The sequence below is a fragment of the Mesorhizobium sp. WSM4840 genome, from assembly GCF_055811755.1.
The window spans coordinates 141392-157379 of record NZ_JBVVQD010000015.1; the positions used below are offsets into that span (position 1 = coordinate 141392).

Annotated in this window: 14 protein-coding genes and 1 tRNA gene; 10 read left to right on the plus strand and 5 right to left on the minus strand. The window is 62.0% G+C overall.

From position 1 onward, the window contains the following. Window positions 1–206: 206 nt before the first annotated feature. Complete coding sequence (gene dapA / locus AC0L3I_RS20880) at window positions 207–1088, minus strand: 4-hydroxy-tetrahydrodipicolinate synthase (protein ID WP_473528069.1); 882 nt, start codon at window positions 1086–1088, stop codon at window positions 207–209. Window positions 1089–1419: 331 nt separating this feature from the next. On the opposite strand from dapA, the gene AC0L3I_RS20885 reads away from it, so the two are divergent. Together AC0L3I_RS20885 and AC0L3I_RS20890 are read left to right on the plus strand one after the other, a co-directional pair. Continuing rightward, a complete protein-coding gene (locus AC0L3I_RS20885; RefSeq protein ID WP_473528070.1) occupies window positions 1420–3459 on the plus strand; it encodes a lytic transglycosylase domain-containing protein in 2040 nt (679 codons plus the stop codon). Window positions 3460–3752: 293 nt separating this feature from the next. Beyond that, window positions 3753–4646, plus strand: a complete 894-nt coding sequence (locus AC0L3I_RS20890) for an alpha/beta fold hydrolase (RefSeq protein WP_473486637.1) — start codon at window positions 3753–3755, stop codon at window positions 4644–4646. A 23-nt stretch (window positions 4647–4669) separates the two neighbouring features. On the opposite strand, the gene AC0L3I_RS20895 is transcribed toward AC0L3I_RS20890, so the two are convergent. Together AC0L3I_RS20895 and AC0L3I_RS20900 are read right to left on the minus strand one after the other, a co-directional pair. Next, window positions 4670–4912 (minus strand): GIY-YIG nuclease family protein, encoded by a 243-nt coding sequence (locus tag AC0L3I_RS20895; RefSeq protein WP_473486636.1) that lies wholly within the window; start codon window positions 4910–4912, stop codon window positions 4670–4672. A gap of 231 nt (window positions 4913–5143) precedes the next feature. Continuing rightward, window positions 5144–5234 (minus strand) — tRNA-Ser (locus tag AC0L3I_RS20900). A gap of 465 nt (window positions 5235–5699) precedes the next feature. On the opposite strand from AC0L3I_RS20900, the gene AC0L3I_RS20905 reads away from it, so the two are divergent. Beyond that, the gene (locus AC0L3I_RS20905) at window positions 5700–6914 is read left to right on the plus strand and encodes a porin (protein ID WP_473528071.1); all 1215 of its coding nucleotides are present in this window, start codon (window positions 5700–5702) and stop codon (window positions 6912–6914) included. A 541-nt stretch (window positions 6915–7455) separates the two neighbouring features. Here AC0L3I_RS20905 and AC0L3I_RS20910 read toward each other — a convergent pair. Further along, the gene (locus tag AC0L3I_RS20910) at window positions 7456–9135 is read right to left on the minus strand and encodes a tetratricopeptide repeat-containing sulfotransferase family protein (RefSeq protein ID WP_473528072.1); all 1680 of its coding nucleotides are present in this window, start codon (window positions 9133–9135) and stop codon (window positions 7456–7458) included. A gap of 142 nt (window positions 9136–9277) precedes the next feature. Between AC0L3I_RS20910 and AC0L3I_RS20915 the strand changes: the two genes are divergently transcribed. Then, on the plus strand, window positions 9278–10390 hold the full coding sequence (locus tag AC0L3I_RS20915) for a pyridoxal phosphate-dependent aminotransferase (protein WP_473528073.1): 1113 nt from the start codon (window positions 9278–9280) through the stop codon (window positions 10388–10390). Window positions 10391–10420: 30 nt separating this feature from the next. On the opposite strand, the gene AC0L3I_RS20920 is transcribed toward AC0L3I_RS20915, so the two are convergent. After that, entirely contained in the window at window positions 10421–10840 is a 420-nt protein-coding gene (locus AC0L3I_RS20920; RefSeq protein ID WP_473528074.1) for a MarR family winged helix-turn-helix transcriptional regulator, read from the minus strand. Window positions 10841–11089: 249 nt separating this feature from the next. Here AC0L3I_RS20920 and AC0L3I_RS20925 point away from each other — a divergent pair, with 249 nt between their 5' ends. The 6 genes from AC0L3I_RS20925 (at window position 11090) to AC0L3I_RS20950 (ending at window position 15971) form a co-directional block, all read left to right on the plus strand. Further along, on the plus strand, window positions 11090–11716 hold the full coding sequence (locus AC0L3I_RS20925) for a TetR/AcrR family transcriptional regulator (protein WP_473528087.1): 627 nt from the start codon (window positions 11090–11092) through the stop codon (window positions 11714–11716). 88 nt (window positions 11717–11804) lie between these two features. Continuing rightward, a complete protein-coding gene (locus AC0L3I_RS20930) occupies window positions 11805–12968 on the plus strand; it encodes an isovaleryl-CoA dehydrogenase (RefSeq protein ID WP_473528075.1) in 1164 nt (387 codons plus the stop codon). Between the two features lie 86 nt (window positions 12969–13054). Next, the gene (locus tag AC0L3I_RS20935) at window positions 13055–13447 is read left to right on the plus strand and encodes an AbrB/MazE/SpoVT family DNA-binding domain-containing protein (protein ID WP_473528076.1); all 393 of its coding nucleotides are present in this window, start codon (window positions 13055–13057) and stop codon (window positions 13445–13447) included. Next, entirely contained in the window at window positions 13444–13827 is a 384-nt protein-coding gene (locus AC0L3I_RS20940; protein WP_192356790.1) for a PIN domain-containing protein, read from the plus strand. Before AC0L3I_RS20935 ends, AC0L3I_RS20940 begins: the two co-directional genes overlap by 4 nt. Window positions 13828–13831: 4 nt before the next feature. Further along, entirely contained in the window at window positions 13832–15439 is a 1608-nt protein-coding gene (locus AC0L3I_RS20945; RefSeq protein ID WP_473528077.1) for a carboxyl transferase domain-containing protein, read from the plus strand. Window position 15440: 1 nt separating this feature from the next. Beyond that, window positions 15441–15971, plus strand: coding sequence for an O-acetyl-ADP-ribose deacetylase (locus tag AC0L3I_RS20950; RefSeq protein ID WP_473528078.1), 531 nt, complete (start codon window positions 15441–15443; stop codon window positions 15969–15971). The last annotated feature ends 17 nt before the right edge of the window (window positions 15972–15988 follow it).

Below are 15988 nucleotides of genomic sequence, written 5' to 3' on the forward strand. Positions count from 1 at the left end.
GATGATGGTGGCACTAGAGCGCCGCGCGTTTTTCAAACGCGCAAAGGGCGCTCTAAAAGTCTGACTTTGCGCATGGTCCTTTCCGAAAGCGAACGCTTTCGGGGCCATGCGCGAACCGGAGCGGAGCGTACATATAGTACGTGAGCACCGGAAGCGCAGGTGACGCCTTCAGATGGCCGCAGGAGTAGAGTTTCCAAACGGGCTCGCTAATTAATCAAGCCGGCGTGCTTCATGGCCGCATCGATCTTCTCGGCGGTCGACTGCTCGACGGTGACCAGTGGCGAACGCAGCACGTTCTCCACCTTGCCCATCTTCGACAGCGCGTATTTCGCGCCGGACACGCCGGGTTCCAGGAAAATCGCCTTGTGCAGCGGCAGCAGGCGGTCCTGCAAATCCAGTGCCTTGGCGCTCTCACCGGAAAGCGTCGCCTCCTGGAATTCGGCGCACAGCCGTGGCGCGACATTCGCCGTCACCGAGATGCAGCCGACGCCGCCATGGGCGTTGAAGCCGAGCGCCGAGGCGTCCTCGCCGGAAAGCTGGATGAAATCCTTGCCGCAGGTGGCGCGCTGCTCGGAAACCCGCTCGACCTTGCCAGTGGCGTCCTTGACGCCGACGATGTTCTTGAAGTCATGCACCAGCTGGCCCATCGTCTCGGGCATCATGTCGATCACCGAGCGCGGCGGAATGTTGTAGATGATGATCGGCAGGCTGGTCGCCTTGGCGACGGCAGCGAAATGCGCATAGAGGCCGCGCTGCGTCGGCTTGTTGTAGTAGGGCGTGACGACCAGTGCCGCGTCGGCGCCCGCCTTCTCGGCATATTGCACCAGGCCGACCGCCTCTTCGGTGTTGTTGGAGCCGGCGCCGGCGACGACCGGAACGCGGCCCTTGGCTACCTCGATACAGACCTTGACGACTTGGCGGTGCTCGTCATGCGACAGCGTCGGCGACTCGCCGGTGGTGCCGACCGGAACCACGCCCGTCGTACCTTCGGCGATCTGCCAGGCGATGAAGGCGCGAAAGGCTTTCTCGTCGAAACGGCCGCTCTTTTCGAACGGTGTCACGAGCGCGGTAAGCGAGCCTCTCAGCATGTCGTCCAACTCCTTGGGACTGGCGCATGACCCGAAAATCGGTGTCGATTTACGGAAAGATCATGCGCCAAATTTAATGTGCTACAGCGTCCTTTGCGCGTCCGAGAAGACGCGCGGCGCCGTAGGTGTTTTGTCGTGCGCGCCTTCTAGCCGAAAGCGAAGCGGCGCACCATAGTCTCGACACTGTTGCGCGGCAAGCGTGGCGGTAGTGCCAGCAAGCGCAATTAGAAAGACCTCGACAGCCTTTATTTACGGGCTCTTCATCACAGCCAACTAGGCTTCAGTTGATCTGTGCCTGTTGGTAATGTGCAAGGCAGGAATGATGAAAGCCATGCCGACCAGGCAGCCTCATTTTTTCGCGCTGCTTGGCGCAATTCTCCTGTTGACGCCGAGCCTTGTGGCCGCCGGCAAAGTCGATGTGCAGGTCACTTCGGCCATTCCGATGCCAAACCTGCAGGATACGGGCCCGCAGGGTCCGGAATCCCCTCCCGCCAGTGTCGCCAGGCTGAAGAGCGGCCTCGATGCGCTGGCGGCAAACGACATTGCCGGCGCGCGTCGAGTGCGCGATGCCCTGCCGGTCAATTCGCTCGACCAGCACATCCTTGCCTGGTCGATCGCGCTCTATGGCGGCGACAAGGTGCCAAGCGGCGAGATCGCCGATGCTGCGAAAATGCTGCCGAACTGGCCGGGCATGATCGCCTTGCGCAGGAACAGCGAGCGCGCGCTCTACCGTGAAAACCCCGCGCCGGAGATCGTGGTGCAGGCTTTTGGCGGCAGCCAGCCGCAAACAGTCGAGGGCGTGGTGATCCTTGCCCGCTCCTATGTGTCGCACGGCAACGTCGAGGCGGCGCGCTCGGTGCTGTCGCCTTTCTGGCGCACCGAAAAACTGGAAGCCAGGGACGAGGCGGCGATCATCCAAGAATTCGGCAAGCTGATCGCCGCCGCCGACCACCGATTTCGCATGGAGCGCATGTTCTATGCCGACCGGATCAATTCGGCGCTGCGCGTCGCCGACCTTGCCGGCGCCCGGCAGCTGGCTGACGCCTGGGCGGCGGCGGACAGGGGCGACAAGAATGCGGCCAAACTGCTGAAGGCCGTGCCGGCCGCGCAGCGTTCGGCCGGCTATCTCTTCGCGCAAGCCCAATATCTGCGCAAGCAGGAGAAGTTTTCCGACGCCGCCGCTATGGTGATGAAGGCGCCGAGCGATCGCATCGCGCTTGTCGACCCGGATGCCTGGTGGGCCGAGCGCCGGGTGCTGTCGCGCGAACTGGTCGACCAGGGCGATATGAAGACCGCCTACAGAATAGTCGCCGCGCACGCCGCCGAAAGTGCTACCAACGCGGCGGATGCCGAGTTCCATGCCGGCTGGTACGCGCTGCGCGGCCTCAACGACCCCAACCCCGCTGCCAGGCATTTTACGCGGATCGCCGTTCTCACCCAGGGGCCGATATCGCTGTCGCGCGCCTATTACTGGCTCGGCCGTGCGGCCGAAGCCGGCGGCCCCGGCAGTGCGAAGGATTATTTCATCCGTGCCGCCGCCTATGGCACGACCTTCTACGGCCAGCTCGCCGGCGAGCGCGTCGGCCGGCAGGTCCTCAACATCGCCCATCCGCAGCCGAGCGCCGCCGATCACCGGAATTTCGCCAATCGCGAGGCGGTCAGCGCCATCAGGCGGCTGCAGGAGGCGGGCTATGAGCGCTACGCCGACACGCTTTACCGCGACCTCGCTGGACAGTTGACCAGCCCTGGAGAGCTGGCGCTGCTGGCCGCGATGGCGGAAAAGCAGGGCAATCACTTCCTGGCGCTGAAAGTCGGCAAGATCGCCGGCGCGCGCGGCATCGCTGTCGGGGCGCTGTCGCATCCGCTCGGCGTCATTCCCGAGACCGCCAACATTTCCGGCTCGGGCAAGGCGCTGGCCTATGCGATCGCCCGCCAGGAAAGCGAGTTCAACATCGGCGCCGTCTCCAGCGCCGGCGCGCGCGGGCTGCTGCAGCTGATGCCGGGGACCGCCAGGCAATTGGCGAAGAAGGCCGGGATGATCTTCTCGCAGGCGCGGCTGACCACCGACGCCGGCTACAATGCGACCTTGGGCGCCGCCTTCCTTGGCGAGCAGCTCGGCCGCTTCGACGGCTCCTATGTGCTGACATTTGCCGGCTACAATGCCGGCCCCAGCCGCGCCGCCCAGTGGGTGGCTAGATATGGCGACCCGCGCGGCAAGGACATCGACGCCGTCGTCGACTGGATCGAGCGGATTCCCTACACGGAAACAAGAAGTTACGTCCAGCGCGTGATGGAGAATTACGAAGTCTACAAGATGCGTATTACCGGTAAGTACGATATTGTCGGAGATCTGGTGAACGGGCGGAGTTGAAGGGCGCGATTGGACAAAAGCAAGCGATCTTTCGCGCCCCCCTCTGGCCTGCCGGCCATCTCCCCCACTTGGGGGCACTTGGGGGGGAGATTGGATGTCACTTCGGCCTTCGCCAATCGCCAACGTCGCAGAACTGGCGGGGCGCCCGAACTGCCAATCTCCCCCCAAGTGGGGGAGATGTCCGGCAGGACAGAGGGGGGCGCTGTCCCGCCGACGGCTAAGCCGATTTGACCACCCCCGCCCTCGCCTGTAGCAGTCTCGACGATCCGGCAACGGCGAGGAATCGAGTCCAAATGTCGAGCGGTTTTTCCGATTTTTTCTACCCCTCGCCGGACGGGCTGCAACTCCACGCCCGTATCTATGGCGAAGCGAACTCCGGCCACTGGCCGGTCGTCTGCCTGCCCGGCCTGACTCGCAATTGCCGCGATTTTCATGAGCTGGCGCTGCACCTGTCGCGACGGACGGAAAGTCCGCGAAAAATTATCGCCTTCGACTATCGCGGGCGCGGGCAATCCGCCTATGACCCCGATGTCGGCCACTACAATGTCGGCGTCGAAGCCGGTGATATCCTCGCCGGGATGGCGGCGCTTGATATCGAGGAGGCAGGTTTCATCGGCACGTCACGCGGCGGGCTGATCATCCATGTGCTCGGCGCGATGCGCCCGGCCGTCCTGAGGGCTGTCGTACTCAACGATATCGGCCCGGTGGTCGAGGCCGGCGGCCTCGCCCATATCCGCTCCTATCTCGAGAGCGTGCCGAAGCCGAAAACCCGCGCCGAGGCGGTCGGCGCCCAGCGCGGCGCGCATGGCAGCGACTTTCCTGCTCTGACCGAGGCGGATTGGGAGCGGATGGTATCGGCCCTCTACCGAGAGACGGATGAGGGGCAGGTGCCGGATTTCGACCCGAAGCTGGTCGACACGCTGGCGGGACTCGACCTGACCCAGAACCTGCCTGACCTGTGGCCGCAGTTCGAGGCGCTGACGGCGATTCCGTTGCTCGCCATACGCGGTGCCAATTCGAAGCTGCTGTCCACTGAGACGCTCGAACAGATGCGAAAGCGTCACCCTTGTGTCGAGACGATCATGGTCGAGGGCCAAGGCCATGCGCCTTTCCTCGAGACCGGCGGCCTGCCCGGCGCCATCGCCAACTTTTTTGATATGGCCGAGCAATGCTTCGCCGCAAAGTGAATTTTTGCGAGGGATGCGGACATTCACCACAGACGTTTGTTGGCGAAAGCGTGCCCGGAACCGGATTTAAGATAACGCTCGAATGAAGTCGCGTTAGCCTGGTTCGAGAAGGCGACATAGGTCACGATCCGCCATGGCATGAATTTGGAAGTATGGCTGGATTTTCCGGCGTTGTGCTCGACATTCCGTCGTTTCAGGTCGGAAGTTACGCCGATATAGCGCTCACCTTCGGCAGCCTTGCTTTCCAGCAGATATACATACCACACGAAATCGGCCCCTCCTTCCCTGCTTCGCGCTTCGCAGGACTACGCGGAGGGCATCCTGCTTCGCGAGAGGAACACTGCCAACCCTGTTTTGCAGCCCTCCTTCGCCAAGCCTTCGGAGGCATCCTGCTTCGCGCGGAGAGGGATTTGCTGGACTTGTCCTGCGAAGCGCGCAGCGCGAAGCAGGATGGATTTGCTGGACTTGTCCTGCGAAGCGCGAAGCGCGAAGCAGGATGGCGGAGAGGATGGGATTCGAACCCACGAGAAGCTTTTGACCTCTACTCCCTTAGCAGGGGAGCGCCTTCGACCACTCGGCCACCTCTCCGTTGCGCCGGTGGATAAAGAAAAGCGCCGGCACAATCAACAAGCCTGACCCATTATCGTTGAAAAAACCGGCTTCTGCCGAAACCGTGCTTTTGCCATGCGGCGATTCTGCGGCAATCCCTTGGCTGACGACTCACAACATCGTCGCAATTCCGGGAGGGGCAATTGCCGGAATCGGCCGAATTGCAAGGGCTCACCCAAGGGTCTCCGACAGCTCAATGGTTAATGGGAGCTTTCCGAGTGAGGCCAAATCGTGTCATTTGTGCAACAACGCAGGGGGATAGCACCCGCACAGACCTTTCGCCGATGCGATGGTGGTTGAACGCCGCCGCCTCATGGGTAATGTCGAATTCGAAGGAGCGGCGCGGTGCGCATCTTTTTCGGTAGTGGGGATGGGGCAGGGAACGCTGTCCTTCAGCAAAGAATACCCAGACCCGTTTTTTAACTTTTGACTGGAGGTCAGAAAATGAACATCAAGAGCCTTCTTCTTGGCTCCGCTGCGGCACTGGTCGCAGTTTCCGGTGCGCGCGCCGCCGACGCCGTCGTCGTTGCCGAGCCGGAACCAGCTGAATACGTCCGCATCTGCGACGTCTACGGCGCTGGCTATTTCTACATCCCCGGCACCGAGACCTGCCTGCGCATCGGCGGCTATGTCCGCTACGACATCGGCATCGGCGACGTCGGCTCGTTCGACGGTGCTGAGAACTTCGACGTCGAGGATGGCGACATCCAGGACACGTACTACAAGCAGGCCCGCTTTAACTTCAAGACCTGGACCGGCCAGGAAACCGAGCTCGGCACCTTGAAGACCTACACCGAGACCCGCTTCAACTTCGGCAACCGTAACCGGCACGTCAGCGCCACATACGTCCCCGGTCCCGATCCGGACGGCGCGGGTCCGCTGCCCCCGCTGCCAGGTGAGACGATCTATGTCTTTAACCCTGCCGAAAACAAAGGCATTTCGCTGAACTTCGCCTGGATCCAGCTCGGTGGGCTGCGCGTCGGTAAAGACGAATCGGCCTTCGATACGTTCATCGGTTATGCCGGCAACGTCATCCAGGATACGCTGGTTCCCTACGGTGGTTTCGACACCAACGTCGTTCAGTACTACTTCGATGCCGGCAATGGCTTCTCGGCCGTGGTCTCTCTCGAACAAGGTTATGGCGACTTCACGATCGACAGCTATGTTCCGAATGTCGTCGGCGGCGTGAAGTGGACGCAGGGCTGGGGCGCCATCACCGGCGTCATTGCTTACGACGCCAACTATGAAGAAGTCGCCGGCAAGGTTCGCCTCGACGTCACCCCGATGGAGAACCTGTCGCTGTTCATCATGGCCGGCTACGGCACCGACGACAACCTCACGGACGGCGGCTATGCATTCCCCGCCGCCGGCGGCCGCGGCTTCTACAAGCTGTGGTCCGGCAACTGGGCGGTCTGGGGCGGTGGCACTTACACCATCAACGAGAAGACCTCGTTCAACACCCAGATCTCGTATGACGAAGGTGAAAACCTCGGCATCGCCGCCAACATTGCCTATGACATCGTTCCCGGCCTGACGATCACGGCCGAAGTCGACTACCTGCACGCCGGCGAGTTCGGCGAGGACGGCTTCTCCAACTGGACCGCTGCGGACGACGAAGACAGCCTCGGCGGCATGCTCCGCTTCCAGCGCTCGTTCTAATCAGCAGCATTTGACTGAAATCGAACCCGGCGGGCAACCGCCGGGTTTTTTCGTGTCGGCGTGGCTGTCAAGGGCGGAATGTATGGCGCCGCCAATGCCGGCCAAGGTCGTTCGCTGCTGGATCTCGGTCTGTGATTTCTGACAGGTTGGAAGCCGATCGGCTGCGCAGAATGAAAGCAGCAGCGATCCTTCGCGCCCCCCTCTGTCCTGCCGGACATCTCCCACAAGGAGGGAGATCGGCAGCTTCGCTGACAGCGCCTGTTCATAAAGGTTGGAGATTAGCGAAAGCCGCAATGCCGGACATCTCCCCCCTCGTGGGGGAGATGTCCGGCAGGACAGAGGGGGGCGCTGTCCCTCCAGCGTCTTGAAAGATTCTGCACCGCAGCAGCGCTTGGAAGGAACAGGATAAGCCGTTCGCTCCGCCCTGCGAAGGCATGGTGGCCTGCGGCCAATCGCAGATGTTGGGCATTTGGCGGCTGAAGATCAGCCTATGCTCTTGCGACCCTCGCGGTCCACACAATGCGGACCGCCCGACCTCGAGTCAAATCTCTGCGAGATCGCCCAGCGACTGTATAAGCGGCTGAATTTCGTTTTCATAATTCTTCCAGCGCTTGACCGACGATTTATAAATCGGTTGACGAACCTGCCAGCGACTGGGCGTGTTGACCGAACCATCCCTGTCAAAAAAGCGCAGGCAGGCGTCGTCCCAAGGCAGCCCGAGGTAATCTATCAGGCGGCGTGACTGCGCTTCCTGGTCCTCGACCAGCGTCTCGTAGCGATTTTCGAAGATAAGGCCCGGAAAAACCTCGTTCCAATGCTGCATCAGGCGATCATACTCGCGATAGTACAGGCCTAGTGTTTTCAGGTCGGTGTTATAGCTGTGTGCCTCGCTAAAGTTGAGGACAAAGCAGGAGACGCAATTGTCGATGGCGTCGCGACGGCAATGAATGATGCGCGCGTTGGGGAAGAGAAGGCCGATAAGGCCGATCAGTTCAAAATTGTGCGGCATCTTATCCACGACGCGAAGCGCGGCAGGCGCCCGCTCCCGCAAATAGGACAGATGCTCTTCGGCCAGCGTTCTGGACAGGACTTCTGTGATCGACGTAATTGGCTGGTTCAAATCTCCAGCCGATGATGTCTTGAGGCCGATCGCATTCGCGACCCGCCTTAGTTTGCTAAGCTCCCCTGCACCATGAACATTTGGATGGCTGGCGCAGATCTGCTCCGTGAGCGTCGTCCCCGAGCGTGGCATGCCAACCACGAACACAGGCAGTTCGGAAGGATTTCCATAGCCGGCCCGAGCAGCTAAAAAATCCGGCGTGAAGGTTTCAATCATCGAATCGATCCACCGACGATACAAGTCGATGTCGAACTTGTAGCCGGAGGCCTGTTTCGCCCTGTTGAAATGGTCGAATGCCTCATCGTAGCGCTTGAGGTCGTTCAGCACCTTGCCGGCGGCGTGATGGAGTTGCTGCGCGGCTTCCGAACCAAGTTTCGGATTGCCAAGTTCACCAAGGATGGATTGGAGCTCCTCGGGCTCCTCGGTGAACTTTCGCGTCTGTACAAGGTCGTTGTAGGCAGCCGGCACCCCAATACGGCGATCGATCGCTTCTTTCAGATAGACGGCGGCTTCATCCATACGCCCCAGGCCGCTGAGCGCGCCGGCCAGCCCGGCTCGCACCTTGGGATGATCGCGGTTGATTTTCAGCGCCTTCTCGTAAAGCGGCAAAGCCATGTCGGGCTTGTCAAACGCCGTGTAGGTGAGGCCCAATGCGCAAAGTGCTTCGATAAGGCCGGGCTGCAGTTCCAAGGCGTACTGCATATGCCTGATTGCGGGCGAATACTCGCTGACCTTCACATAGGCCTCGCCCAGGCTGAGGTGGTAGTAGGGGTTTTTAGGTTCCTCGCCGACCGCCCGTGCGAAATATCGCAAGGCCCTCTCATCATCGTAACCCAGGTATACGGTCCCCAGGATGTACAAGGCGAGCGGATGGTTCGGCGTGCGCGCCAGAACCCGAAGGCATAGGTCCTGAGCCTCGTCGAGCCGCTTGGCCTGCTGAAAGGCATATGCCTGTTTCAGCAGCGCGTCGTCGGCCTGCGCACGCGACTGGGCGTTTCCTTTCTGCGGGCTCGCTAACGGCTTCGCTATCGGCACCTTCGCTTTCGGCGCGGGTCCGGGCTTGATGTGCTTTGACCAAGCAGGTGGGAGTCGATTGTTCATGAACATCTCGCTAGCAAAAAGAGATATCTCGCTAGCAAAAAGAGCGGGGGGAATCCAGCATGATGGTAGCAGCCAAGGCGGGAGCTTGCGCGGCCAACTGTGCCGCGCTAGCAAGAAGGCCCTTTTCGAACGAGCCTTTGCCATGCGCCAGCGCCCTTCCCTCACGCCAATCGTCAGTGCGCTTCCCTCGACGGTGCCGTTTGTCGGCCCGGAGGCGCAGGAACGTGACCGGGGCCGCGCGTTTCGCGCCCGCATCGGCGCCAATGAGAGCAGTTTCGGGCCCTCGCCGCGCGTCGTCGCCCGCATGGCCGGCATTGCCAGCGACATGTGGATGTATTGCGACCCCGACAATCACGATTTGAAGGTGACTGTTGCCGCGCATCTTGGCGTTAGCACCGAAAACGTGGTGGTCGGCGAAGGCATAGACGGGTTGCTCAGCCTGGTGGCGCGCATGTATGTGGCCCCGGGCGATGCGGTGGTCACCTCGCTCGGCGCCTATCCGACCTTCAATTTCCATATTGCCGGCGTCGGCGGCCGGCTGGTCGCGGTTCCCTACGAGAACGACCGGGAAAGCCTCGACGGCCTGTTGGCTGCTGTCGCCAGGGAAAATACGCCGCTGGTCTATCTGTCCAACCCGGACAATCCGATGGGCAGCTGGTGGGAAGCGGTCGAGCTCATCCGCTTCATCGAAGCCCTGCCGGAGACCACCATGCTGGTGCTCGACGAGGCCTATGGCGAATTGGGCCCGGCCTCAGCACTGCCGCCAATCGAGGTCGCGCGGCCGAACGTCATCCGCATGCGCACCTTCTCTAAGGCCTACGGGCTAGCCGGCATACGCTGCGGCTATGCGGTGGCCGAAGCCCAGGTGATCCGCGATTTCGAGAAAATCCGCAACCATTACGGCGTCAGCCGCATGGCGCAGATCGCCGGTGTCGAGGCGCTGGCCGATCAGGACTATCTGCAAAGCGTGGTGGCGCGGGTCGCTGCCGGCCGCCGCCGCATCGCTGAAATAGCCGAGGCGAATGGGCTGAAGCCGCTGCCCTCGGCGACCAATTTCGTCACCATAGACTGCGGCGGCGACGGCGCCTTCGCCCTGAAGGTGCTGCAGGCGCTGCTGTCGCGCGATGTGTTCATCCGCAAGCCGATGGTGCCGGTGCTCGACCGCTGCATCCGGGTCAGCGTCGGCCTCGACCACGAGCTCGACATCCTTGCTGAGGAGCTACCCGGCGCGCTGGCGGCGGCACGGAGGAACTGAGGATCGCAAAACATCGTTTCGGCCCTGCCGCTATTTCCCCCCGTCGCCGAGCAGGCACATGACCCGCTTCAAGGCGTCCGCAAGCTCGGCGGCTTCGTTGTCGGCCAGGCCGGCCGTCAGCCGGGTAAGATCGCGGTCCGCCGCCGCCTGCAGCGTGGCCAGTTCCGAGTTTCCCCGCGCGGTCAGCGACAGGATGCGCCGACGCCGGTCGTCCGGGTCGGCACGCAGTTCGATCAGGCCCATGGCGGCGAATTTTATGAGGATCCGCGCGACATAGGCAGGGTCCAGCCGGAGTTCGCCGGCAATCCCGGACGCCGCTGGCCCGAGATCGAGATGGAACGCTCGCGCGAGAAACCTTGCCTCGCCGCTCGGGTTGCTAGCGACGGCGCCCGCCCGGTGACCCAGCTCGAACAGCACCCGCGCCTCGGTCAGCGTGTAGGTGCTCTGCATCAAGGTCTCGTCGAGCAGCCCGATCAAGCTGGTGTAAAACCTGTTGAAATGGCGGATTTCGGTGACCATGGCATTCCGCTCATCCGGCATGGCAGGCTCCTTCTCAGGAGATTTCAACGCTGCAGGATCATCGCCAAATCGATTGACTACGTCAACTATTTAAAAGACGTGGTCATTTATCTTGGAATCGAATCCACGCTTGAATTAATTGAACGTTCGTTTTATTATTGCGCCACTCGAGAGGCGATCATGGCGCGCACGACCGGTTCTGACGGGGAAAAGACCGAGGCAGCGGTCCGCGAGGCGGCGGTCAGCCTGATCGCGCGTCTTGGCTACGAGGCAATGTCGATGCGCCAGCTGGCCGCCGAGGTCGGCGTGCAGGCCGCGGCGCTCTATCGCTATTTTCCGACCAAAGAAGACCTGTTGTTCACGCTGATGCGCGAGCACATGGAAGGGCTGATTGAGGCATGGAATGCGGCGCGCCCCGTCGTGGCCGATCCGGCGACGCGGCTCGCCGCCTATGTCGAAAACCACATCGCCTTCCACATCGAACGCCGCCACTCCACCCATGTCTCGAACATGGAATTGCGCAGCCTGTCGCATGATCGCCTGACGCAGATCCTGCGCATGCGCACGACTTATGAAAAGGAGCTGCGCGCCATTCTGCGCGACGGCGCAGAAGCCGGTGTCTTCGACGTCGAAGACACGGGGCTGACTGCCATGGCGCTGATCCAGATGATGACCGGCGTCATCGTCTGGTTCCGGCCGGGCGAGCGGCTATCGATCTCGGAGGTAACCGCCACATATCTTTCAATGACGATGCGCCTGGTTGGAGCAAAGGCCCGCAGTGCGACAACGACCTACAGCGCCGGGTGAGCAAACGACGCTGTAGCACTTTGATTTTGCGCATGATCCACCGCGAAAATCGAATTCGATTTCGGGGTCGTGCGCCGGGAGGAACGGCATGTACACGCACACACTTAACTTCGGGCTTGACGAAGACATCGAGGCGCTGCGCGACCTGGTGCGGCGCTTCGCCCAGGACAAGATCGCGCCGATCGCCGCCGAGATCGACCGCTCGAACGAATTTCCGGCGCATCTGTGGGCCGAGCTCGGTGGGCTCGGCCTGCTCGGCATCACCGCCGATCCGGATTTCGGCGGCACCGGCATGGGCTATCTCGCTCATGTTGTCGCTATGGAGGAGATTTCCCGCGCCTCGGCATCGGTCGGCCTCTCCTACGGCGCTCATTCCAACCTCTGTGTCAACCAGATCAATCGCTGGGCAACGCCGGCGCAGAAGCAGAAATATCTGCCTGCGCTGTGCACCGGCGAAAAGGTCGGCGCGCTGGCAATGTCGGAATCCGGCGCCGGCTCCGACATCGTGTCGCTCAAACTGCGTGCCGAAAAGCGCAACGACCACTACGTGCTCAACGGCACCAAGATGTGGATCACCAACGGCCCGGACGCCGAGACGCTGGTCGTCTATGCCAAGACCGATCCGGAGCTCCATTCGCGCGGCATCACCGCCTTCATCGTCGAAAAGGATTTTGCCGGATTTTCCGTCGCGCAAAAGCTCGACAAGCTCGGCATGCGCGGCTCCAACACCGGCGAACTGGTTTTTTCAGACGTCGAGGTGCCGTTCGACAATGTGCTGCATGAGGAAGGGCGCGGTGTCGAAGTGCTGATGTCGGGCCTCGACTACGAGCGCACCGTGCTCGCCGGCGGCCCGATCGGGCTGATGGCGGCGTGCCTCGATGTGGCGGTCCCCTATGTGCACGAACGCAAGCAGTTCGGCCAGCCGATCGGCGAGTTCCAGCTGGTGCAGGGCAAACTCGCCGACATGTATACGGCAATGAATGCCGCGCGCGCCTATGTCTATGCCGTGGCCGCCGCCTGCGACCGCGGCCAGACGAGCCGCAAGGACGCCGCCGCTTGCGTGCTGTTCGCTGCCGAGAAGGCGACGCAGATGGCGCTCGACGCCATCCAGCTGCTGGGCGGCAACGGCTACATCAACGACTATCCGACTGGGCGGCTTTTGCGCGACGCCAAGCTCTATGAGATCGGCGCCGGCACCAGCGAAATCCGCCGCTGGCTGATCGGGCGCGAAATCATGGCGGAGGCGATCTAGTGGTCCCTTTCTTGAATCTTTGCCATGAATAGGCAATTGTGCCATAATGACTAGAATGTGCCACATTGTTGGGAACGAGGCAGACTATGGCGAACGGAACCGAAAAGGCTGGGTTTGACGAAAATCCGCAAACACAATTCGAGGCCGGAGCTCGGAAAACTCCGCTCCGGGTTCCAGCGAAACGCGAGCGCGTTAGACTTGGCGAGGGCGGACGCTTCGTTATCCCGGCTGCGATGCGCGAGGAAATGGGCGTGAAGCCTGGTGAAGACTTGATCCTTCATGTCGAGAACGGCGAGTTGCGGGTAAGGTCGTGGCTTCGGAATCTCAGGCGCGTCCAGGCGGAATTGTCGGCGTTGAAAAGGCCGGGCGAAAGTGTCGTCGATGAATTTCTAAAGGAGCGGCGGGAAGAACAGCGCCGAAGCGATGAGCGTTTGGACCGGCTTCATGCCGAAGGAATGGCGAGGAAAAGGGCGAAGTGAAACCTTACGTCATGGACAGCTCGGCGGCGCTTGCGATCCTGCTCAACGAGAAAGGCACCGATATTGCCTTGGGTTTCGCGCCGGATGCGCAATGCAGCTCCGTCAATGCGGCCGAAATCATCGCCAAGCTGATCGACAGGGGACGCAGCATGGAAGAGGCCGCGGACGACCTCGCCAGCCTCGGCATGCCGGTCGCTGTTTTCGACGAAATGATGGGCATCGCCGCCGGTCAGCTTCGCGAGTTGACGCGGCATCGCGGCTTGTCGCTGGGCGATCGCGCCTGCCTCGCACTGGCAATTCGCGAGAACGCCATTGCCGTCACCGCTGACCGTGACTGGGGCGACCTGGATATCGGCTGCAAGATCGAACTGATCCGGTAACATCATGCCCACCCTCACTTCCCAGATCTCGCCCGCCTCCGGCACCTTCCGCGCCAATGCCGAGCGTATGCGGGCGCTGGTCGCCGACATTGCGGAAAAGGCGGCCACCATCGAGCGTGGCGGGTCGGAGGAAGCGCGTGAACGGCACCAGAGCCGCGGCAAGCTTTTGCCGCGCGAGCGCCTTGCCCAATTGCTCGACACCGGCTCGCCATTCCTTGAAATCGGCCAGTTCGCTGCATGGTCGATGTACGGCGAAGACATCTCATCGGCCGGCATCATCGCCGGCATCGGCCGCGTCGAAGGCACCGAAGTCATGGTCGTCGTCAACGATGCCACGGTGAAGGGCGGCACCTATTATCCGCTGACGGTGAAGAAGCATCTGCGCGCCCAGGAAATCGCGCTGCAGAACAGATTGCCTTGCGTCTATCTGGTCGACAGCGGCGGCGCCAATCTACCCAATCAGGACGAGGTGTTTCCCGACCGCGACCATTTCGGCCGCATCTTCTACAACCAAGCCAACATGTCAGCGGCCGGCATACCACAGATCGCCTGCGTCATGGGTTCGTGCACGGCGGGCGGCGCCTATGTGCCGGCGATGTCGGACGAGACGATCATGGTGCGCAACCAGGCGACCATCTTCCTCGGCGGCCCGCCGCTGGTGAAGGCCGCCACCGGCGAGGACGTCAGCGCGGAGGAGCTGGGCGGCGCCGACGTCCACACGCGGCTTTCCGGCGTTGCCGACCATTTTGCGCTGGACGACGAGCATGCGCTGGCGATCGCGCGCCGCATCGTCAAGAACCTGAATCGAAAGAAGGAGATCGGGCTGGCACTTCGCGATCCGAGTCCGCCACTTCATGCAGCCGATGAGCTCTACGGTATCGTGCCGACCGATCTGCGCCAGCCCTATGACGTGCGTGAAGTGATCGCCCGCATCGTCGACGGCTCCGACTTCGATGAGTTCAAGCAGAATTACGGCACCACGCTGGTCACCGGCTTTGCCCATCTCAATGGCATGCCGGTCGGCATCATCGCCAACAACGGCGTGCTGTTCTCCGAAAGCGCGCTGAAGGGCGCGCATTTCATCGAGCTGTGTTGCCAGCGCAAGATCCCGCTCATCTTCCTGCAAAACATCACCGGCTTCATGGTGGGGCGAAAATACGAGGCCGGCGGCATCGCCAAGGACGGCGCCAAGCTAGTGATGGCGGTCGCCACGGCCCGGGTGCCGAAGGTAACCATCATCATCGGCGGCTCGTTCGGCGCCGGCAATTACGGCATGTGCGGACGCGCCTATTCGCCGCGCTTCCTGTGGATGTGGCCGAATGCCCGCATTTCGGTGATGGGCGGCGAGCAGGCGGCCACCGTGCTGGCCGTCGTCAAGCGCGAGGGGATCGAGCGCAAGGGCGGGGAATGGAGCGCGGAGGAGGAGGCAAAATTCAAGAAGCCGATCCTGATGAAATACGAGCATGAGGGTCACCCGCTCTATTCCTCCGCCCGACTCTGGGACGACGGCATCATCGATCCGGCCATGACGCGCGAGGTGCTGGCGCTCAGCCTTTCAGCCGCGCTGAACGCCGAGATCGAGGAGACACGGTTCGGCGTGTTCAGGATGTGAGATGAGCGAAATCAATCAGAGGATTCGCGTTCATATCGGCGACATTACGAAGCTGGCGATCGATGCCATCGTCAACGCCGCCAACACGTCACTTCTGGGCGGCGGTGGCGTCGACGGCGCCATTCACCGGGCGGCCGGCCCTGAGCTTCTGGCCGAATGCCGAACACTCAATGGCTGCAAGGTCGGCGACGCAAAACTCACCAAGGGTTACAGGCTGCCGGCACGCTATATCATCCACACGGTCGGTCCGGTCTGGCAAGGCGGCGGCAAAGGTGAAGCCCATCTGCTCGCCTCCTGCTATCGCCGGTCGCTCGAACTCGCCGTCGCCAAGGATTGCCGGACCGTGGCATTCCCGGCGATCTCGACCGGTGTATACCGGTATCCAAAGGACCAGGCGACGCAGATCGCCGTTGGCACCGTGAGCGCCTTCGTCGGCCAGAACGCGGTTCCGGAAACTGTCATTTTCTGCTGCTTCGACCAGCAGACGGCAGAACTATACCAGCAGGCGTTGCTGCGCTTGGCGGGAGCGTGACCTGTCCCGATGAGAAA